Below are 19,089 nucleotides of genomic sequence, written 5' to 3'. Positions count from 1 at the left end.
TGATGAAACGCAACAGTCCTTGGCAATGCGGCGCCCCCTCTCAGGGCTCCAGGTAGCGCCACCATGTGCCACCGTCTGGCAGCCACGTCTCATCGACATAAGTGCTGATCTTATCCATGTTCAGCATGGGCAGGGGCACTTTTGTGGTGAGTTTGACACGCGCGGTGCATTTTTCGGGCTCACATTGCACGCTCGCGACCTCGGCTGCGGTGATGCCGCCGGGGCTGCCGTATTGCAGCGTGTATTGCTCCAGCGTGCGCACGCTGCGGTACGCGGGGGAGAGCAGCGCGTAGGCTTGCGCGGGCTTGCCGGCAATGCGTGCCTGCCAGTACTGCGTGGCGCGCTCTTGCACGGCCTGCTCGGGTGTGGCGGGCGTGGTGGCGCAGCCGGCGAGCGCCAGCGCAAGGCAGGCGGCAAGCGCCGCCGCTATGCCAGATTTGCCTTTGCGGCCTGCGGCTGCGTCTGGTGGGCGGCGGCGCCGCCTGGTGTGGTGGTGAAGGTGCAGCATGGTCGTTTGTAGCTCCTTTGCTGTGGTGGGTGGAATGGGTGATAGATAAAAACTATTTTTGCACACCGGGGCGCCCGCCAGGGCTCCATCGATCACTCGATGGAGCACTCAATTGAGGATGGCGGGCGGCGGTGTGGGCGGGGGCTCGACGGGTTCGTAGCCTACGTCCTGGATGCGGGTTTTTTGCAGACCCTGCAGGCGCTCGCGCATTTCTTTGCCCACGTCGCGCAGCTCCTGGTCGGAGCGCACCACGCGCGGGGTGATGATGACGACGAGTTCGGTGCGGTCGGTGGTCTTGGAGTTGGTGCTGAACAGGTTGCCGACGACAGGGATGTCTTGCAGCACGGGGATGCCGCTTTTGGTGACGGTGGTGTTGTCGCGGATGAGGCCGCCGAGCACGAGCGATTCGCCCGAGCGCACGGCCACCTGGCTGCCGATCTGGCGCTGCAAAAAGGCGCGCTGGCCGGTGGCCGAATCGACCTGGCCGACGTCGGTGACGGTTTGATCGACCTGCAGGTTGACGATGTTGCCCGCGTTGATCGATGGGGTGACGACCAGGTTCACGCCGGTGTCTTTGTATTGGATGTTGGTGGTGCGCAAATTGCCGTCCGGGCTGAGGGTTGAACCCGATTGCACGGGCTGCTGGGTGCCGACGTTGATGGTGGCGGTGTGGTTGTCGAGCACCATGAGCGTGGGGCTGGAGAGGACTTTGATGAGCGATTTGTCGGCCAGCAGGTTGAGCACGGCGCGCACCTGGCCCAGCGAGTTGGTGAGGGTGTACGAAAAGCCCTTGTTTTGCCCGCCGAGCGTGCCGCCGGACTGGCTGCTGAGCACGCCTGTGTTTTTGCCGTGGTCGTTGGTGAAGGCCCATTCGAGGCCGTATTGCAGGTCGTTGGTGAGGGTGACTTCGACGATGTTGGCCTCGATCTGCACCTGCGCGGCGGGCACGTCCAGGCGCTTGAGGGTGGATTCGATTTTGGTGTATTCGTCGCGCGTGCCCCACACGAGCACGGCGTTGTTGACTTCGTCGGCCATGACGCGCACGTTGCCCAGTGTGGCGGCGGTGGGCGGGTTGCCGAGGGGGTCGCTGCCGGGTTGCTGCTGGCTGCGCGTGGTGAATGGGTTGGAGCCAAAGCCGCCGGTGCCCAGCCCGCTGGTGCCATACGCGCTGCCGCCGTAGCCCATGCTGCCGGCGCCGGCGCTACCGCCGTAGAAGTTGCTCGACGTGGTGACGGGTTTGAGGCCGGGGGCCACGCTGGGGGTGCGGTCGGCGCTTTGTTTGGCGTCGCCAAAGATGCCTTTGAGCACGTCGGCCAGGTGGCGCGCGCTGCCGTTTTGCACAGGGTAGACGAAGAGCTGCGGGCCGGAGCCGGTGTCGCTGGGGCGGTCGAACTTTTCGATCCAGCGGCGTGCCTCGTCGAGGTAGGCGGCGCGCGGCGTAACGACGAGGATGCTGTTGAGCCGCTCTATGGGCAGGATGCGCAGCGCGCCGAACAGGGGGTAGTTGCTTTCACCTGCCGCTGCGCCGGCCGCACCGGCACCAGCGCTGGCGCCGCCCGAGGCGGTGCCAGCGGCGGGGCGATTGCCGGCAGCGGCGCCGGCACCGGGGCTCATGAGCTGCAGGGCGGCCTCGACTTCCTTGACGCTGGCGTACTTGAGCGGGAACAGGCCGACCGACATGCCTTTGAGCAGGTCCACGTCGAAGGTGTTGACGAGGTCGAGCCAGCCTTCGGCCTGCGTGCGGGTGCCGGCCAGCACGAGCAGGTTGCGCACGTTGTCCACGCGCACGAGGGCGTCTGGCGTGAGCAGCGGGCGCAGGATGGTGGCCATTTCGCTCGCGCCTATGTATTGCAGCGGCACCACGACGACGCCGTAGCCGGGCGGCAGCGGGTCTTTGCCGCTTTGACGCACGGCAGGGGCAATGCCTTTGAGGGCGTCGGGGCGGCCTACGTGGTAGCTGCCGCGCGCATCGCGCACGAGCGCAAGGCCGCTGGCCTGCAGCGCGCTTTCGAGCAAAAAGGCGGCCTGGTCGGGCGTGATGGGCGCGCGCGTGGCCAGCGTGACGGTACCGCTGATGGGCGGATGCAGGGCGTAGTCCACCTTGAGGATGTCGCCCAGGATGGTGCGCACGACTTCGGCCACGGGGGCGTCTTCAAAGTTGAAGGTGATGTTGCCGCCTGACAAGGGCGCCGCGGCCTTGGGCGCGGCGATGACCTGGTCGTTGCCACGGATGATGCGCGGCTCGGGGGGGGCTTCTTTGGCGTCTTTGGCGTCTTTGGCGTCTTTGGCATTGCTGCCGTCCTGGGCGCCAGCGGTCTTGGGTTTGGAGGGCGCAGACACGACGGGCGCCGAGACCGGGGCTGAAGGTGCAGGGGCTGCAGGGGTGGCAGCGGCTGGTGGTGCTGCATGGGGTGCTATGGCAGGCGTAGCAGCAGAGGCCGCGGCAGGCGCAGGGCCGGTTGCCGGGGTGGAGGGGGGAGCAGCAGGCGCTGTGGGCGCTGGCTGCGTCGCTGGCGCGACGACGGCTGGTGCAGCGGCGGCAGCTTCTTGCGCCTGTGGGGCGGCGGCATCTGCAGCCGGCGCATTTTGCGCAGCGGCCCAGGGGCTGAACGCCAGGGCGAGCGAGGTCAGGAGGTAGCGGCGGGATGGAGTCATGGGTTTCCAGTCTGGCCTGGCGGGCTTAGCGAACGACGGTGCCGCCGAAGGTCGGGCGGAGGCGGGTAGAAGCAGGTTTGGCGTCAGGGGCCGGCTTGTCTCTTGCGGCGGGCGGGGTTGGCGAGGCGGGTGCAGGGGCTGGGGCCGATGCTGCGGGTGCGTCGGCAGGAGCGGGCGCAGGGGCAGGGGCGGGGGCGGGGCTGACCACGGATGGCGCCGGCGGTTGCGGCATGGGGGCGCCAGTGTTGGCATCGAGTTTGGAACGCTGCAGTTGGAGCTGGCGCTGGGCACCGTTTCGGCTGAAGCTGGCCACGCGCCCCTGGATGGATTGCAAAGTCCAGCCTTCGATGGATTCGTGCAGGCGCAGGCGACGGTTTTTGCCCGCGATCTGCAGGATGACGCCGCCGCTGCCTTCGCCGACGTAGATGCCGTAGAGCTTGGCGCTGCTGAGGTTGTCTTGCACTTCGACGGGGGGCGGGGGCGGCGGAGGGCGGCGCGTGACGGAAAAGACAGGCCGGTCGAGCATGGCGATGAATTGGCTGGTGTCGGTGTGGCCGATGGGTGGCAGTGGGGGCACCATGGCGGCAAAGTCGATTTTTTGCGCGGGCGGCGGTTGCCAGTGGGTGTTGCGCAAGCCGCCTTTGGGGTCGAGCCAGAGCCACGCCAGCGCTGCGGCGAGCGCGGCGTTGAGCAGGATCAGCAGCAGCAGGGTGTGGCGTTTCATGAGGCGCCCCGCAACACGCTGAGAGAGAAGTTGGTGCTCAGCCGCGGTGGCGCGGTGGGGGTGGCGCCGGCGTTGGTGAGCTGGATGTCGAGGTCGTTGACGACGATGATCGGCGTTTGGCTGGAGAGCACGGCGAGCGCGGTTTGCAGCGCCAGGATTTCGCCCTCGGCGCGCACCGACAGGGGAATGCGCTCGAAGCCTTTTTCAGTCTTGGGTGCGAGCACCTGGATGCTGAGGATCTGCAGGCCCGCCGCGGTGAAGATGTCGCGCACTTTTTGCTGGGCGGCGTTGCCGGCCTGGGTGGCGTCTTGTTCGGGCGCGAAGATGTATTGGCTGCGCAGGGCGCGCGCGCGTTCGAGCGCAGCGTCGAGATCGGCCTTGTGTTCTTCCAGACCTTTCAGGCGTGCGTAGCGTGGCTCCAGTTCGGCCAGGCGGTCTTGCGCCCAGTGGTGTTTGTGGACGATGTAGTAGCCGAGCAGCGCCAGCGGCAGCAACAGCAGCGCCGCCGTTGCGAGCAGGAGCAAGGTTTCCTGAAGTTTGGGGTTTTTCATGGGGCGCTGGCGGGCTTGGATGGCGATGGCGCGGGTTTTGGCACGACCACCGTGCCGCCGAATACGGGCCCTTTACGGGCAGGATTGGGCGCCGGCGCGGCAGCGGCTGGCTTGGCGGGCGCGGTGCCACTTGCCGCTGCAGGCGGCGGCGTGGTTGGCGACGCTGCCACTGGCGGGGTGGACGCTATAGGTGCGGTAGCTGCTGGCGCTTGTGGTACGGGCGCTGGAGCGGGAATTGACCCTGAACCCTGGGCGAAGGAGGGCATGTTTTTGGCCGCGCCGTAGAGTTTGGGGTCGAGCGTGAATTCGATGGTGAAGGATTCCTTGGGCGAGCCGGGCAGGCGCGTGGCCGGGGACGGCGCCTTGACGTCGCGCAGCCCTTCTTGCGTGCTCAGGGTCTGCATGAGCTGGGTGGCGTTGGAGGTGACGCCGCCTATGGTGACCTTGGCACCTTGCAGGCGAAAGGATTGCAGGTAGGTGTCGTCGGGCAGGACTTGGGTGAGCTTGTTGAGGATGTAGAGCGGTTCGATGCGTCCGGCGAGCAGTTCTGCCAGGCTTTTGAGCTGCTCGGCGGTTTGCACCAGGGCCTCGCGCTTGGCCATGAGGGGTTGGGTTTGTTGGTAAATCCCATCGTAGGCGTACACGGCCTCGATGGCGCGCAGGCGCAATTGCGCCGTGGGGGCGATGGCGATGGCACCGGCCAAGGCGGCCGCAAGCACTAGCAGGCCGTAGACGATGTTGCGCTGCCGCGCCGCGTAGGCTTTGCGGCGCTGCTCGCCGTAGCCCTGGATGACGATGGGTACGACCGGAGCGGGGCCTTGGCTGCGCACCCAGATTTCGGGCTGCGCATGGGGGGGCAGGCGGTTTGTTTGGGTTTCGAGGTATTTGGCGACCTGCTTGCGGGAGGTCAATGCGGCCTGGATGCGGCGTGCGCCCGAGGGTTCGGTGCGCAGGCTGTGGCCCCAGGCCAGATCGGCCTCGGGAAAGGGGCTGATGCTGCGCAGTTCGAGCTGCACGGCGTTGGCGGTATCGGCCTCGCCCATGGGCGGGATGGCGAGCGTGCGCTGCAAGACGATGTCTTGCGGCAGCTCTACGGCGATGAAAGGTGTTTTGCCCAGCCTGGATGTGGCGTCGGCATGGGGCTGGAGCTGTGCGCCGAGCCACAGGGATTCGTCGCCGTCGGCTTGCAGCAAACGCACAGGCACGGGCGGAGTGAGCCAGGCCAGGAAGGGCTTTTGCGGCAGTTGTCGCCAAGCCTGGCGCGTTGCCAGCCAGAGGGCGCGCAGGTCGACGCCGAAAAAACGGGCATCTGCAGAGAGGAGTGGCATGGTTCAGCGCTGGGTACTCTGGGTACTGGGCAAGGGGTCGTAGCTGAGTTCGGACTGGTAGGTGTACCAGGGAAGGCCCGTGCGGCCCCGGCCCGAGAGTTCCACATACCGGGTCACATACAAAAAGGCCCCCGTGGCAAGGGGCACCCTGGCACGCAGGCGCAAACGCCGCCCGCTCGTGTTGTTGTCGATGAAGGCCGCATCCAGGCCGGTGGTGTCTATGCCTTCCTGGCCTGCCAGGCGGGCGTCTGCAATGCGCGCCGCGACGTCTGCCCTGCCTGCGGCGAGCACGGCCAGCACTTCGGGCGGGGCTGCCATGGGGTTGACCTTGCCTGCGCCGCGCAGGTCAGCCGTCACGAGGGGCGCGAGTCTAGCATAGAGGGGGTAGCCGATTCCGGGCACGCGCAGCAGGTCTTCATTGGCTTCGAAACGCTCGGCAACGCCTTTTGCATCTTTGCGTTCGCGCGCCTGCACGGTGGCCTGCGCGAGCGCCTGCGCGGTGTTGGGGGGCAGGCCCGCGGCGATGGTGTAGAGCCGGGTCAAAAGGGCTTCGGGGGCGTTGTTGATGTCTATGAGCCCATTCAGGGGCATGACCTCGACGCGCACCGGCACGCTGCGGTACGTGGTATCGATGTAGCCGAGCCGGTTGGGCGTGGCCGGGCGCGCGGCGAGGTCTTGCAGCACGAGCTGGAGCGCAGCGTCGCCCTGGGCCTGGGCGACGACGCTGGCACGCGCTTGCGCGAGCACGCGGGCCTCCTGGCGCACGGAGCGTGTGAGCCCGGTCACGATGATGCTGAGCGCGGCAACGATCCACAGCACGGCAATGAGCACCATGCCGGATTGCACTGCAGAGGCGGGAGAGGGTTTTTTCGGGATTGCGCTCATGTCAGCCGCTCCCGCCAAAGACCGGGCCACTGCGCTGCGGATCGGTGGCGGGCAGGATGCGCAGGGCGATGATGATGGCCGGCCAGTCGCCCGCAGGGGTTTGCAGCGTGATGAGGATGTGCTCTGGAAGGCGTTTGGGGTTGTTCCACGCGGGGAGCCATTGAGGCGGGTCGGTGTTGGCGTCTTCGTATTGCACGGTAAAGGCGCTGACCTGCTCCAGCAGCGTGTGGGCCTGGGTCTGGCCCCAGTCCGGCACGGTGGCAGCATCCGTCCACGGCGCGAAGCGGATGACGAGCGCGGACGGCTGCCCTGGGCGCGGCTCTACCCCAAGGCGGAAGTGGTAGCGTCCGCCCGCACCGAATTGCGCAGGCATGACGCCTACCCAGCTGATGCCGTCCGGCGCGCCGGTAAAGAAGTAGGGGCTGGCGCCTTCGGGCACGGGAGCACTGGTCTTGCGCGCCGAGATGCGCCCCAGAACGGTGTGCAAAAAGCGGTTGACGGTGCGCATTTCGTCGGTGCGCTGCAGGCGCTCGTCCGCACGCTCTTCGAGTTGCCCGGTGGAGCGCAGGGCCGAGGCCATGGCGAGCATGATGAGCGAGAGCAGGGCCAGCACGACGAGCATTTCGACGAGCGTGAAGCCTGCGCGGCGCATCCAAGGGCGGCGGAGGGGGGCTTTCGGCGCGCTCATGGTTGTCGCCCTTCGGGTGGCGGTGGTTTGCGCTCGGGCCGCAGGGTGTAGAGGTCGATCTGGCGCGGCTGATCGGCGTCGCCCCAGTGGACGCTGAGGTGCACTTCGTGCAGGGGCGGGATGTCCGGTCCCTGTCCTTGTGCGGGTGTGGCGTAGGGTGTGCTGTTTGCCTGCCAGACGTAGCCGCCTGATTCGCCCGACTGGTTCCAGCCCTGCGGGGGTACCGAGTCATTGAGGGCGAGCAGGGATTCGGCCAGCAGCACGGCTTTTTGGTAGCGTTCGAGGTCGGCGACGTTGCGTGCGTCCTGGCCGCTGGCGCGGTACAGCATGCCCAGCGACAAGGCCATGATGGCAAAGGCGACGAGCAGTTCGAGCAGGGTGAACCCTTGCTGCGCGGGCTTCATGGCTGCAGGGGCTCTTGAACGATGCGGCCGGTGAGCCAGTCGACGCGCAGGCGCGTGCCGCCACCATGGGGGCGTTGGATGTCTATGCTGCCGCCGGTGCTGCCGCCGCTGGGCAAAAAGCGGATGGCGGCCTGCCCCGCGCTGCTGAGATCCGTTGCGGCCACCGTGGCGCTGATTTGCAGGGTGTCGGGGTAGGCGGTGCCGTTTGCGTCGTCGAGCCCGTAGAGGTGCTGGTTCAGATCGACGAAGAAGCGCGTCTCGCGCCCTTGTGTCTGGGCGTCGTATCGGGCGGTGCGCAGCAGGCTGAGCATGGTGCGCACGGTGTTGCGGTATTGCGATGCCTCTTGCATGCGCTCGTACATGACGGGCATGACGCCAATGAGCAGCGCCATGATGGCAAACACCACCAAGAGTTCGACCAGCGTAAAGCCGCGCTCACGCTGCATGGCGCCCGTGCGTCAGGGGGTGTTGTGAATGTCGGCGTTTTCACCCTCGCCACCGGGCGCGCCATCGGCGCCTAGAGACAGGATTTCCAGGCCGCCATTGGGCCCTGGATTGGCGTAGCGGTAGGGGTGCCCCCAGGGGTCGGTGGGCACGCCGCCTTTGAGGTAGGGGCCGTTCCAGCCGACGACGCCGGCGGGTTGCTTGGCGAGCGCGTCAAGCCCTTCTTCAGTGGTGGGGTAGCGGCCTACGTCGAGCTTGAAAAGCTCCAGGGCTTTGTCAAGGTCTGCGATTTGCACGCTTGCGGTTTTGGATTTGGCGCCGCCAAGCTGGTTGAGCACGCGCGGCCCGACCAGCCCGGCAAGCAAGGTGAGGATGGCCAGGACGACCAGTAGTTCGATCAGGGTGAAGCCGAGGGACTTTTTGCGGTTGATCCGAGCGCAATCGGGCGGGATTCTCTCCATGGAGATGCTTCCTTTAGCAAACAGAAAATTATACGGCGAGGTCATTGATGGACAGGATGCCCAGCAGGATGGAAACGATGATGGCGGCGATCAGCACCCCCAGCACGAGGATGAGCACAGGCTCCACCAGCGTGAGCAGGCGTTTGATCCCGGTTTCAACCTCGCGGTTCAGTATGTGTGCCAGTTCGAGCATCATGGGGCCGATGCGGCCGGTTTCCTCGCCGACGCGGATGAGGTTGATCGCAAGGGGCTCGAAAATGGCCGTGGCGCTGATGGCCTGGATGATTTTGCCGCCCTCTTTGACGATGGGAGCCACCTGTTCGAGCGCCTGTCGCACGACGACGTTGCCTACGGTTTCGGTGGCGATGTGCAGTGCGGTGAGCATGGGCACACCATTGCCCAGCAGGGTGCCCAGCGAGCGCGCAAAGAGCGTGAGCTGGTATTTGAGGGCCAGCGGCCCCATGAGCGGCAGGTGCAGCAGCCGCGACTGCCACCACAGGCGCCCGGCCGGCGAGCGCAGCCAGCGCAGCAAGGATGCGCCGCCCGCTGCAGCCACGATGGCCATGAGCCAGCCGTAGCGCTTGAAAGCGTGGCCCAGGCCCATCACGATCCGCGTGGGCATGGGCAGGGCGTCGCCCATGTCGGTGAACAGTTTTTCAAACTGGGGCACCACGAAGCCCAGCATGGCGACGAGGGAGAGTACGGCCACCCCGAGCAGGATGGCGGGGTAGATGGTGGCAGAGATGATGCTCTCGCGCAGGGCACGCTGGCGCTCCATGTGCTCCACCAGCCGGTCGAGGACGGCGGACATTTGCCCGCTGACTTCGCCGGAGCGCACCATGTTGATGTAGAAGTCGCCAAACAGCTCGCGGCGTTTGGCCAGTGCGCGGCTGAGCGGGGTGCCACCCTTGACGTCGTCGAGAATGGCCTGCATGAGTTCAGCGATGCTGGGCTTGTAGGCCATGTCCACGAGCACCCGCAGCGCGTTGTCGAGCGCCAGGCCGGCGCGCAGCATGATGGCCAGCTCCGAGGTGAGTGCCAGTACGTCTTGCGCTGTGACCGGGCCTTTGCGCGCTCTGGGCTTGGTGGCCCCAATGCCACTGGAGGTTGTAAGCGCTTCGGTTTTGCCTGCCGGGCCGGCCTGCGCCGCATCTTCGATGCGCAGGGGCGTGAGGCCCTGCTCGCGCAACTGCCGCAGGACTGCGGCGGTGTTGGCGGCGCTCAGCCGCCCCTCTTGCACTTGGCCGGATGCGGCGGCGGCGCGCCAGACGAATTCAGGCATCGGACTGGTCTTGTGTGACGCGCGCGACTTCGTCGAGGGTGGTGAGGCCTGCGGCCACTTTGCGCAGGCCATCTTCGTACAGGCTCAGCATGCCGCCACTGGTGGCGATGGTGTTGAGGGTGTTGGCGTCGCGGCCTTCGATGATGGCGCGGCGCAGCGGCTCATCGAGCACGAGGAGTTCGTGGATGCCTGTGCGCCCGAGGTAGCCCGTGTCGCGGCATTGCGCGCAGCCTACGGCCTGGTAGATGGGATGGCCGGGTGGCGAGAAGCGCGCCAGCCCGGTGCGTTCGCGTATTTCGGCTTCCGGGTCGTAAGCCTGTTTGCAATGCGGACACAGCGTGCGCACCAGGCGCTGGGCCAACACACCATTGACTGCGGAGGTGATGAGATAGGGCTCGACCCCCATGTCCTGCATGCGGATCACGGCGCCGGCAGCGGTATTGGTGTGCAGCGTGGAGAGCACCAGGTGGCCCGTCAAGGCGGACTGGACGGCGATCTGGGCCGTTTCGCCATCGCGCATTTCACCGATCATGATGATGTCGGGGTCCTGGCGCAGGATGGAGCGCAAGGCGTTGGCGAAGGTGAGGTTGATCTGGGGGTGTACCTGGATCTGGTTGATGCCTTCGAGCTGGTATTCGACGGGATCTTCCACGGTGATGATTTTTTGCTCGCTGGCGTCGATCTTGGCGAGCGCCGCGTACAAAGTGGTGGTTTTGCCCGAGCCAGTGGGTCCGGTAACGAGCAAGATACCGTGCGGGCGCGCCAGCAGGGTATTGAAGCGCGCCAGGGTGTCTTGTTCGAACCCCATCTTGTCGAGGTCGAGCCGCACGCTTGCACGGTCGAGCACGCGCATGACCACGCTTTCACCGTGCACGGTGGGCACGGTGGAGACGCGCAGATCGAGTTCGCGTCCTTTGACGCGCGTCTTGATGCGCCCGTCCTGGGGCAGGCGGCGCTCTGCAATGTCCAGATGCGCCAGGAGCTTGACGCGCGAGCTGACGGCGGCGCTCAGCCGCGGGGGCACGACCTCGTTCGGGTGGATCACGCCATCGACCCGGTAGCGCACATGCAGGCCATCGTCGAACGGCTCGAGGTGGATATCGGACGCGCGAAGGTCTATCACTCGGCCGATGATGGTGTTGACGAGGCGGATGACGGGCGCCTCGCTGGCGAGGTCCTTGAGGTGTTCGACAAAGTCACCGCCATCGAACAACTCTTCGAAACCATCGTCTTGCGATTCCTCGGCCACTTCCTCGACCGGCTCGGCCAGGGCTTTTTCGATGTCGAGTTCGCTGGCCAAATACGGGCGGATGGTGCAGCCGGTGGCGAGATGCAGGGCCTTGATGATGAATTCATCCTGCGGCACCGCCATGGCGACGTCGAGCTGATTGCCCTCCAGCCGCAAGGGATAGACGGCATTGGCATGGAGAAATTCCGGCAGAAGACCTTCGACCTCCGGCATGAGGTCGGGGAAGTCGGCTGCCGTTGCCACGGGTATGCCCATTTGGGCCGACAGGGCTTGGATGACGTCCTGCTCGGACACGAGGCCCAGGCGCACCAGCACGCGCCCCAGCATGCCGCCCATTTCTTGCTGCGCCGCCAGGGCGCGATCGAGGTCGCGCGCACTGAGCTTGCCGCTGCGCACGAGCAATTCCCCGAATCGAATGGGTGTTGGCGTATCGGTAGAAGCGAGTTCTGGCTCTGGCCAGGCGGTGGAAGTCGTCATTTGTTCGTCGCGAACCGGCTGGGGGGCGATGCCGGCAAAGTGCGAAGTGTAGGGGCAACGAGTCTGCGCGCCTGGGTTGCCGCAGAGTGTTTTCCGGGGGGGAGCGCCGAAGTCTGGATGCCATCAGTGTTGGCTGACGCGGCATGATCGATCTTGGCATGAACCGGACATTGCTATGAATATGGATGCGAAAAATTGGTTTCTAAATCGCCATGTGTCGCTTGTGCATCAAGCTCCGGTAACTTCTCTAAAAATAGCGAAATTCCAGATCCCTTGTTCGATGCAAATCCTCTGTCCGTATGGTAATTTGCGCGCTTTGCAGCAGACGCCATGCGGCGCGCGCTGCGCCGTGGCGGAGCATTTTTGTGTTGTTGACCCTGATCTTTCTGGCCGGCCTGTGGGCCGGTGTGCAAAACGCCCTCGCGGGCGGCGGCTCCTTCATCACCTTGCCGGCGCTCATGCTTGCGGGCATGTCGCCGCTCGCGGCCAACATCACTTCGACGGTGGCGCTGTTTCCGGGGCAGATCACCTCGGGGCTGGCGGGGCGGCGGCTCGTGACGGGGGCGGGGCGGCTGCCGTTCTGGGCGCTGTTCGTGATCAGCATCGCGGGCGGGGCGGCGGGTGGGCTGTTGCTGCTGCACACGCCTTCTTCGGTGTTCGCGCGCCTCGTGCCCTGGCTGGTGCTGTTTGCGACAGTCGTTTTTGCCTGGGGGAATTTCTTGCGCAAGCCCGGCGATCAGACCACGCACATCGGCCCGGAGGCCGCGGGCATTGCGCAGTTCTTCATCGCCATCTATGGCGGCTACTTTGGTGGCGGCATCGGCTTTTTGATGATCGCCGCGCTCACCATGGCGGGCCTGCCCACGCGCAACGCCGGCGCCACCAAGAACGCGCTGGCCGGCGTCATGAACGCCTCGGCCGTGGCGTTGTTCGTGACTTCGCCGGACTTGCATTGGCGCGAGGCGCTGGTGCTGAGCGCGGGCGCGATCGGCGGCGGGCTGATCGGCTCGTGGGCGCTGCAGCGCGTGAACGAGCGCGCGCTGCGCGTGGCCATCGTGTGCATCGGGCTGGCGCTCACGGTGGGGTTGTTTTTGAAGCCGGTGTGAGGCGCGAGCATGTAATTGGGGTCAGGGAATTGGGGGCAGATTACAATTATCTTTTTTATTTGATTAAAACGTCGCTCAAAAGCCAAGGAGGCCTCATGAAAAACGTGCAAGAACTCTGGATCATGTACAACCAGTGCGCCAATCTGCTGGCAGAGCAGTTGGGCGGAACGAGCGGCATTGTGGGCGAGTATGGCGAATATCTGGCCCTTAAAAATTATGGCGGCAAGCGTCTTCCGGCCTCGAACAAAAGCGCGGACATTGAAGGGCCGGACGGCAAACTATACCAGGTGAAATCTAGAAAATTGAACTTGAACGGCAGCCTTACAACGCAACTTGGAATCATCCGATCTTGGGATTTCGATGTGTTGGTGGCGATGCTGTTCGATGCAAAAGGACACTTGCTGAAGGCGCTGGAAATGCCCAAGGACGTCGCCCGGGCATTGGCAAAGCTCAACAAGCATCAAAACGGCGATGTGATCACCACGGATCAGACATTTTTCAATCACCCGCAAAGCAAAGATATCACGAGCGATATTGCAAAATTTACGCCTCTCGCAGAAGACATCCCTAGCAAGAAGCCAGATGTTATCCCCGCAGCTCCAAATCATCATGCCCCAATGATAAAAATGCAAAAAGCTGCTGCCCTAGAAATTGTCAATGTGAAATCGAGGAAAGGCATTCACTTCTCGAATGTCAACGAGGCCACTCCGGTCTGGTGGCTCGATATCCCGTCATGGGAAATTGAATCCGGGAAATTGGAATTCATCACCTTTGTGTTACATGCTCCTGATGAGCGCCAGCTGCACGTACTTGAAATCCCAACTGCGTTCCTTCGAGAAAACGTCAAAAGTTTATGCTTTTGGCCTAAGAAGACCGGAGATTTCTATAGCTTTGTGCTTTCCACTGATCCGAAGAATAAATTCACCAACATCAAGCCTATTGATTCCAGATTGGATTTTTCAAAATTTCTGAAAAAATCCGTCCCCACACCATAACCCCATGAATCCCAATTGCCCAATGAATGCCAAACGCCACGCATTCACCATCGTTGCAGCAGTGTCGCGGCTGCATGGTGCGGGCTACGGGCGCCTGCGCATTCTGTGCTATGTGAAGGACGGTATCAGCGCTTGGCGCCACAGGCTTTTTGCTTCTGACGGCTTCAACCCTGACGACGCGCCTGGCACGTTCTTGTATTCGCTACCGGGGCAGAGCATTGCCACCGGCAAGAACTCCAGGGTCGTTGCGACCAAGTTGCTCAAGGCATTCCCGGAACTGATGCAGGAAGCGCAAGGCCCTTCGGATAGTTATGCCGTCTGGCTTCGTAGCCTCTTGGTTCAGCACCCGGGCGCCGTCTTCGAGATGGAAGAGCCGGAACATGCGCTGGTCAATGGGTGGCGCGTGAAGTCGCCGTTTTTCGGTCAGCGCCCAGACGACACCTTTGCCGTCCATTTTTCCAAATTGCTGCTCGATCGCCAGAATTCTTCCTTTGGTGGCGGCCTGGATGCCGAAGGGGAAAGGGCAGTGACAAAGCGTGCGGCAGCCTATGACGCGGGCAAAGTGTCCTCCTGCCCCGCAGACGAGGTGTTTGCCTTGGCCAGGAGGATTGCCCAATGAGCAGCAGGCTGCAGTTCATCCCTGAAGCCCGCCGAGAATTTTTGTCGGCGGTGGCTTTGTACGAGGAGGCAAGGCCCGGCCTTGGGGCCAAGTTCGCTCATGCAGTGGAGCAGGCTGCGGGAAGAGTGCTCGCCTTCCCACGGTCCGGCGAGCCCTCGGTCGCGGATACGCGCCGCGTCCAGGTCGCGGGGTTTCCGTTCTCGCTATCGTATCGATCGCAGAGCGACGGCACGCTGCTCATCCTGGCTGTTGCGCGCCCCAGCAGATGGAATTACTGGGGCGGCATCACCCGCGCGGGTGAAGGGGCCTTGCGCGCATTTGAACTGCCCGAGATAAGGGCGATAACGCGGTGGCATCGCACGCGCGGGTGAAAGACAAGCGTCGTCTGAGTGCCGCGACGCAGCACAGTTGTGCACTTTCTCTCCAGTCATTGCGCGCGGCCGTGCTGGGGCAGCGCTCATGGCAGGAAGTTTGCATATTTGCTAACATTGGCGCATGCCCTACGAGATCGAGTACTTCCACGAGCGCGTGCTCCATGAGATCGAGTCGTGGCCCGTCGATGTCCTTGCTGACTATGCGCGCCTGGTCGAACTTCTCATTGAACACGGGCCAAGTCTCCGCCTCCCGCACTCGCGGCCTTCGGAGATGGCTTGTTCGAGCTTCGGCCGAAAGGCCGCTCGGGCATCGGTCGAGCGTTCTACTGCTTTCTCGTTGGCAAACGGGTCGTCGTGCTTCATGCCTTCAACAAGAAGTCACGGCAAACACCCGACCGAGAACTGAAACTGGCGCGCAAGCGCATGAAGGAGGTATGAAATGCCTGAATTGAAATTCAAGCCTGTCAGGCACAATCACAAGGAATTCCTTGCCAAGGCTGCAAAGCGCCAGGGTTTTGTCGAAGAGTACGACGCTCTTGCCGTTGAGTATCAAGTCGCAAATCAAATGCTCACGGCTCGCGCCCGTGCGGGTCTAACGCAAGATGCCGTCGCCGAGCGTATGGGTACGACCAAGAGCGCCATATCGCGCCTTGAGTCGGCCGGAAAGCATGCGCCCTCGCTCGCAACGCTAAAAAAATATGCGCAGGCTGTGGGGTGTGAGCTTCAAGTGCGCTTGGTCCCGCACAAGTCCGCCTGATGCCCAACCCATCGGTTAACTGGACCGTCGGCACGCTGCGTTTGCGGATTCCTTCCGCTCTCCGCCCTTCGGGCTCCGGCGGTCGCTTACCTTAACCCCGTGTTCATTGGGCGTTGCTTCGCACCTACGCGGGCACTGGCGGACGGCTGACGGTCATTCTGGCCGCTGCTTCGGCGTCCATGGTACCGTCATGGACTTCTTCGCAGCGGCCAAACTGCCTCGTCAGGCGCCACGCCATAGGTACGCAAAGCAGCTTCAATTTGCGACTGCTTTGTCGTTGTATCCGGATACAGCCGATAGCTGGGTGCGACTATCGGCTCCACCGTCTGGGCCTTCACCACGATGACGCTGTGTATCGGAAACCGCGGGCCCGCCTTTATCTGTAGGGATTGCGCCCATTCTGCATATGCCGGTTCGTTGCGAGGGATGTTGCGCGCGGTGCCCATCACCTTGAACCCCTTTTGCGCGAAGACATCGATGAAGCTCACGCACACGAGGGCATTCACGCTGATGTTGCGCACACTCGTGGGCGAAGCGATGTTTGCGATGACCAGGTGCAAGCCGTCAGAAATCGCGAAAATTTCCTTGGGCGAAACATTGGGTTGCCCAGAAGCATCCACCGTTGCGAGCCAGCACAGGACGCTGTGGCTTGCCGACTCGACGACTTCTGGCGTGAGCAGTGGGGCAGGCGATGTGATCATTTCCTATGCCCCCACCGCCGGCAGCCCCGACAGCGCCTGCGCGAGCTCGCGCTCGTCGTAGGCTTCGTCCTTGAGTTGGCCGGCGAAGTAGGCCTGGTAGGCCGCCATGTCGAAGTGGCCGTGGCCGCTGAGGTTGAAGAGGATGGTTTCGGCCTTGCCCTCGCGCTTGCAACGCAGCGCCTCTTCGATCGCGCCCTTGACGGCGTGGTTGGCTTCGGGGGCGGGCACGATGCCTTCGGCGCGCGCAAACTGCACGCCCGCGGCAAAGCAGTCCACCTGGGTGTAGGCCACGGCTTCCATCAGGCCCAGCTCCTTGACGTGGCTCACGAGCGGCGCCATGCCGTGGTAGCGCAGGCCGCCGGCGTGAAAGCCTGGCGGCGTGAAGGTGCTGCCCAGCGTGTGCATCTTGGTCAAGGGCGTGAGGCGCGCGGTGTCGCCGTAGTCGTAGGCGTATTTGCCGCGCGTGAGGCTGGGGCAGGCGGCGGGCTCGACGGCCACGATGCGCGGCTTGGGGCCGCCGCGCAGACCGTGGCCTATGAACGGGAAGGCAATGCCGGCAAAATTGCTGCCGCCGCCGGTGCAGGCCACGACCACGTCGGGCCAGGTGTCGGCCATTTGCATCTGTTCCATGGCTTCGAGGCCGATGATGGTCTGGTGCAGCAGCACGTGGTTGAGCACCGAGCCCAGTGCGTATTTGGTGTCGTCGCGCTGGGCGGCGATTTCCACGGCCTCGCTGATGGCGATGCCGAGGCTGCCCGGATGGTCGGGCCGCTCGGCCAGGATGCGGCGGCCGTATGCGGTTTCCGTGCTGGGTGAGGCGATGCAGCGCGCGCCGTAGGTTTCCATGACGGCGCGGCGGTAGGGTTTTTGGTCGTAGCTCACGCGCACCTGGAACACCTGCACGTCGAGCCCGAAGAGCTGCCCCGCAAACGCGAGCGAGGTGCCCCATTGGCCCGCGCCGGTTTCGGTGGTGAGGCGGCGCACGCCGGCCTGCGCGTTGTACCAGGCTTGCGGGATCGCGGTGTTGGGTTTGTGGCTGCCAGCGGGGCTCACGCCCTCGTATTTGTAGAAAATTTTGGCGGGCGTGCCTAGTGTAGTGTTCGACGCTATCTGCGACATAAAACCGCGTCTTTTCGGCCCGGGCCGCGTTGCAAATCCTCGCGATACCACCCGGTATCGCTGCGGTTTGCGCCTTGCCCAGACCAAAAATCCATCGGTTTTATTTGTCGCATCAAGCATCGAACACTACACTAGCGCTTTTTCGAGCCGGTGCGCGCGGTACAGCGGCGCGGGGCGCCACAGGCGAAACACCTCGCGCACGGGCTCGGGGATTTCGACCTCGCGCGCGGTGCTCACCTCCTGCTCGATCAGGCTCATGGGGAAGAGCGGCGCCAGGTCGTCGGGCGCGATGGGCTGCATGGTCACGGGGTGCAGCACCAGCGGCAGCGGCGCTGGCAGATCGGCCTGGATGTTGTACCAGAACTTGGGCATCTGGCTTTCCTGCAGCAGGTATTTGGTGTCGGAACTCATGCGCGTGTCTCCTGGAAGGTCAAGGTAGGAGCCCCGGATTTTGCCTGCGGGCGCCGCCCATCCGCCGAAAAAACTGACTTTGCCTTGTCATGCTGCGTGCGCAAAGTGCCGCCCCTGAGACCGGCTCTTCCTACCCCCATTCCCATGCAAATCGTGCTCGTGACCGACGCCTGGCATCCGCAAGTCAATGGCGTGGTGCATACCTGGACCTACATGGTGCGCGAGCTGAGCGCGCTCGGCCATCAGGTGCGGGTGATCGAACCCTCGGGGGCGCGCACGGTGCCGGCGCCGTCCGAGCCGGAGTTGCGCCTGGCGCTGAATGCGCGCGCCGTCGTGGCACGTGCCCTCGGCGAGTCGCCGCCCGACGCGCTGCACATCGCCACCGAGGGGCCGCTGGGCTGGGCCGCGCGCCGGCATGCGCTCGCGCGCGGCTGGCGCTTCACGACCTCGTACCACACGCGCTTTCCCGAGTATCTGGCCGAGCGCATGCGCATCCCCGCTGCGCTCACCTACGCGGTGCTGCGCTACTTCCACAAGCCCTCGCAGCGCATCCTGGTGCCTACGCAGGCCATGGCAGACGAGCTCGCCGCGGCGGGGTTTGCGCGCCTGCAGGTGTGGGCGCGCGGCGTCGATGACGAGCGCTTTCACCCCGGCCGGCGCGACGCTCTGCACTTCCCGCGCCCGATCTGGCTCAACGTGGGCCGCGTCGCCCCCGAAAAGAATCTGGCGGCTTTTCTGGAGCTGGACCTGCCGGGCACCAAGGTGGTGGCCGGCGACGGCCCGGCGCTGGGTCGGCTACGCGCGCGCTTTCCCGACGTGGTCTGGCTCGGCGGCATTGCGCACGAGGCGCTCGCGCCGTATTACGACGCGGCCGACGTGTTCGTGTTTCCGAGCCGCACCGACACCTTCGGCCTGGTGTTGCTCGAAGCCAACGCCTGCGGCACGCCGGTGGCAGCCTTTCCGGTTACGGGCCCGGTCAACGTCGTGCAGCCGGGCGTGACCGGCGTGCTGTCGGAGGACTTGCGCGCAGCCTGCCTGGCCGCCTTGCAGCTGGACCGCCGCAAGGTGCGCGCCGCCGTCGAATCCCACACCTGGCGCGGCATTGCCGAGCAGCTGCTCGACGTGTTGGTGCCCGCCGCGCCGGACGCCTTGCCGGCCGCTGCGCAGGGCAGGGCGGTGCGTGGCGTGGAGGGCAAGCCGCAGGTTTGAGATTTTTTGCTCTCTTTTTGATTGCAAAAATAGAGTGCTGAAAATGGCATCCAGTGCTTGCTTGGAAAGCGTAAATAGCTAACTTCATGATAGCAAAATGCCAGTAAACCGGCTTGCATGGCTGCAAGGGCATGTCATTGCA

At 64.4% G+C, this 19,089-nt stretch carries 22 protein-coding genes; 7 read left to right on the top strand and 15 right to left on the bottom strand.

What is annotated here, in order from left to right; all coding sequences use genetic code 11:
* Window positions 1-40 precede the first annotated feature (40 nt).
* The 12 genes from PYV55_RS11295 to gspE all read right to left on the bottom strand — a co-directional run bounded on the left by PYV55_RS11295 (window position 41) and on the right by gspE (window position 11,656).
* Entirely contained in the window at window positions 41-508 is a 468-nt protein-coding gene (locus tag PYV55_RS11295; RefSeq protein WP_275851191.1) for a hypothetical protein, read from the bottom strand.
* A 108-nt stretch (window positions 509-616) separates the two neighbouring features.
* Window positions 617-3,163, bottom strand: coding sequence for a type II secretion system secretin GspD (gene gspD / locus PYV55_RS11290; RefSeq protein ID WP_275851189.1), 2,547 nt, complete (start codon window positions 3,161-3,163; stop codon window positions 617-619).
* Window positions 3,164-3,188: 25 nt separating this feature from the next.
* Window positions 3,189-3,887 (bottom strand): hypothetical protein, encoded by a 699-nt coding sequence (locus PYV55_RS11285; protein ID WP_275851187.1) that lies wholly within the window; start codon window positions 3,885-3,887, stop codon window positions 3,189-3,191.
* On the bottom strand, window positions 3,884-4,438 hold the full coding sequence (gene gspM, locus PYV55_RS11280; RefSeq protein WP_275851185.1) for a type II secretion system protein GspM: 555 nt from the start codon (window positions 4,436-4,438) through the stop codon (window positions 3,884-3,886). The genes PYV55_RS11285 and gspM overlap by 4 nt, the downstream gene beginning before the upstream one ends.
* Window positions 4,435-5,766: a PilN domain-containing protein gene (locus PYV55_RS11275; RefSeq protein ID WP_275851183.1), complete on the bottom strand. Its 1,332-nt coding sequence runs from the start codon at window positions 5,764-5,766 to the stop codon at window positions 4,435-4,437. Before PYV55_RS11275 ends, gspM begins: the two co-directional genes overlap by 4 nt.
* Window positions 5,767-5,769: 3 nt before the next feature.
* On the bottom strand, window positions 5,770-6,651 hold the full coding sequence (locus PYV55_RS11270) for a general secretion pathway protein GspK (protein ID WP_275851181.1): 882 nt from the start codon (window positions 6,649-6,651) through the stop codon (window positions 5,770-5,772).
* Window position 6,652: 1 nt separating this feature from the next.
* Window positions 6,653-7,339 (bottom strand): prepilin-type N-terminal cleavage/methylation domain-containing protein, encoded by a 687-nt coding sequence (locus PYV55_RS11265; RefSeq protein ID WP_275851179.1) that lies wholly within the window; start codon window positions 7,337-7,339, stop codon window positions 6,653-6,655.
* On the bottom strand, window positions 7,336-7,743 hold the full coding sequence (locus PYV55_RS11260) for a type II secretion system protein (RefSeq protein ID WP_275851177.1): 408 nt from the start codon (window positions 7,741-7,743) through the stop codon (window positions 7,336-7,338). Before PYV55_RS11260 ends, PYV55_RS11265 begins: the two co-directional genes overlap by 4 nt.
* Window positions 7,740-8,189, bottom strand: a complete 450-nt coding sequence (locus PYV55_RS11255) for a type II secretion system protein (protein ID WP_275851175.1) — start codon at window positions 8,187-8,189, stop codon at window positions 7,740-7,742. Before PYV55_RS11255 ends, PYV55_RS11260 begins: the two co-directional genes overlap by 4 nt.
* 12 nt (window positions 8,190-8,201) lie before the next feature.
* Window positions 8,202-8,648 (bottom strand): type II secretion system major pseudopilin GspG, encoded by a 447-nt coding sequence (gspG, locus tag PYV55_RS11250; RefSeq protein WP_275851173.1) that lies wholly within the window; start codon window positions 8,646-8,648, stop codon window positions 8,202-8,204.
* A gap of 28 nt (window positions 8,649-8,676) precedes the next feature.
* On the bottom strand, window positions 8,677-9,930 hold the full coding sequence (locus PYV55_RS11245) for a type II secretion system F family protein (protein ID WP_275851171.1): 1,254 nt from the start codon (window positions 9,928-9,930) through the stop codon (window positions 8,677-8,679).
* A complete protein-coding gene (gene gspE, locus PYV55_RS11240; RefSeq protein WP_275851169.1) occupies window positions 9,923-11,656 on the bottom strand; it encodes a type II secretion system ATPase GspE in 1,734 nt (577 codons plus the stop codon). The genes PYV55_RS11245 and gspE overlap by 8 nt, the downstream gene beginning before the upstream one ends.
* A 368-nt stretch (window positions 11,657-12,024) precedes the next feature.
* Between gspE and PYV55_RS11235 the strand changes: the two genes are divergently transcribed.
* The 6 genes from PYV55_RS11235 to PYV55_RS11210 all read left to right on the top strand — a co-directional run bounded on the left by PYV55_RS11235 (window position 12,025) and on the right by PYV55_RS11210 (window position 15,507).
* Window positions 12,025-12,762 (top strand): sulfite exporter TauE/SafE family protein, encoded by a 738-nt coding sequence (locus PYV55_RS11235; RefSeq protein WP_275851556.1) that lies wholly within the window; start codon window positions 12,025-12,027, stop codon window positions 12,760-12,762.
* Between the two features lie 95 nt (window positions 12,763-12,857).
* Complete coding sequence (locus PYV55_RS11230; RefSeq protein ID WP_275851167.1) at window positions 12,858-13,757, top strand: hypothetical protein; 900 nt, start codon at window positions 12,858-12,860, stop codon at window positions 13,755-13,757.
* 4 nt (window positions 13,758-13,761) lie between these two features.
* The gene (locus tag PYV55_RS11225) at window positions 13,762-14,376 is read left to right on the top strand and encodes a hypothetical protein (RefSeq protein ID WP_275851166.1); all 615 of its coding nucleotides are present in this window, start codon (window positions 13,762-13,764) and stop codon (window positions 14,374-14,376) included.
* Window positions 14,373-14,747: a hypothetical protein gene (locus PYV55_RS11220; RefSeq protein ID WP_275851163.1), complete on the top strand. Its 375-nt coding sequence runs from the start codon at window positions 14,373-14,375 to the stop codon at window positions 14,745-14,747. Before PYV55_RS11225 ends, PYV55_RS11220 begins: the two co-directional genes overlap by 4 nt.
* 279 nt (window positions 14,748-15,026) lie before the next feature.
* Complete coding sequence (locus PYV55_RS11215; protein ID WP_275851161.1) at window positions 15,027-15,188, top strand: type II toxin-antitoxin system RelE/ParE family toxin; 162 nt, start codon at window positions 15,027-15,029, stop codon at window positions 15,186-15,188.
* A 1-nt stretch (window position 15,189) separates the two neighbouring features.
* Window positions 15,190-15,507 carry a helix-turn-helix transcriptional regulator gene (locus PYV55_RS11210; RefSeq protein ID WP_275851159.1) on the top strand — a complete coding sequence of 106 codons (318 nt, stop codon included), beginning with the start codon at window positions 15,190-15,192 and terminating at the stop codon, window positions 15,505-15,507.
* Window positions 15,508-15,695: 188 nt separating this feature from the next.
* Here the strand turns inward: PYV55_RS11210 and PYV55_RS11205 are convergent, their stop codons facing one another.
* The 3 genes from PYV55_RS11205 to PYV55_RS11195 form a co-directional block, all read right to left on the bottom strand.
* Window positions 15,696-16,208 carry a pyridoxamine 5'-phosphate oxidase family protein gene (locus tag PYV55_RS11205; RefSeq protein WP_275851157.1) on the bottom strand — a complete coding sequence of 171 codons (513 nt, stop codon included), beginning with the start codon at window positions 16,206-16,208 and terminating at the stop codon, window positions 15,696-15,698.
* A gap of 3 nt (window positions 16,209-16,211) precedes the next feature.
* Complete coding sequence (locus PYV55_RS11200) at window positions 16,212-17,327, bottom strand: TrpB-like pyridoxal phosphate-dependent enzyme (protein ID WP_275851155.1); 1,116 nt, start codon at window positions 17,325-17,327, stop codon at window positions 16,212-16,214.
* 126 nt (window positions 17,328-17,453) lie between these two features.
* Entirely contained in the window at window positions 17,454-17,738 is a 285-nt protein-coding gene (locus PYV55_RS11195) for a PALP domain-containing protein (RefSeq protein ID WP_275851152.1), read from the bottom strand.
* A gap of 144 nt (window positions 17,739-17,882) precedes the next feature.
* On the opposite strand from PYV55_RS11195, the gene PYV55_RS11190 reads away from it, so the two are divergent.
* A complete protein-coding gene (locus PYV55_RS11190; RefSeq protein WP_275851150.1) occupies window positions 17,883-18,947 on the top strand; it encodes a glycosyltransferase family 4 protein in 1,065 nt (354 codons plus the stop codon).
* Window positions 18,948-19,089 lie beyond the last annotated feature (142 nt).

This window comes from Extensimonas soli (genome assembly GCF_029211265.1).
GTDB classification, from domain to species: domain Bacteria; phylum Pseudomonadota; class Gammaproteobacteria; order Burkholderiales; family Burkholderiaceae_C; genus Extensimonas; species Extensimonas soli.
This window is presented reverse-complemented; position numbering and strand designations above follow the sequence as displayed.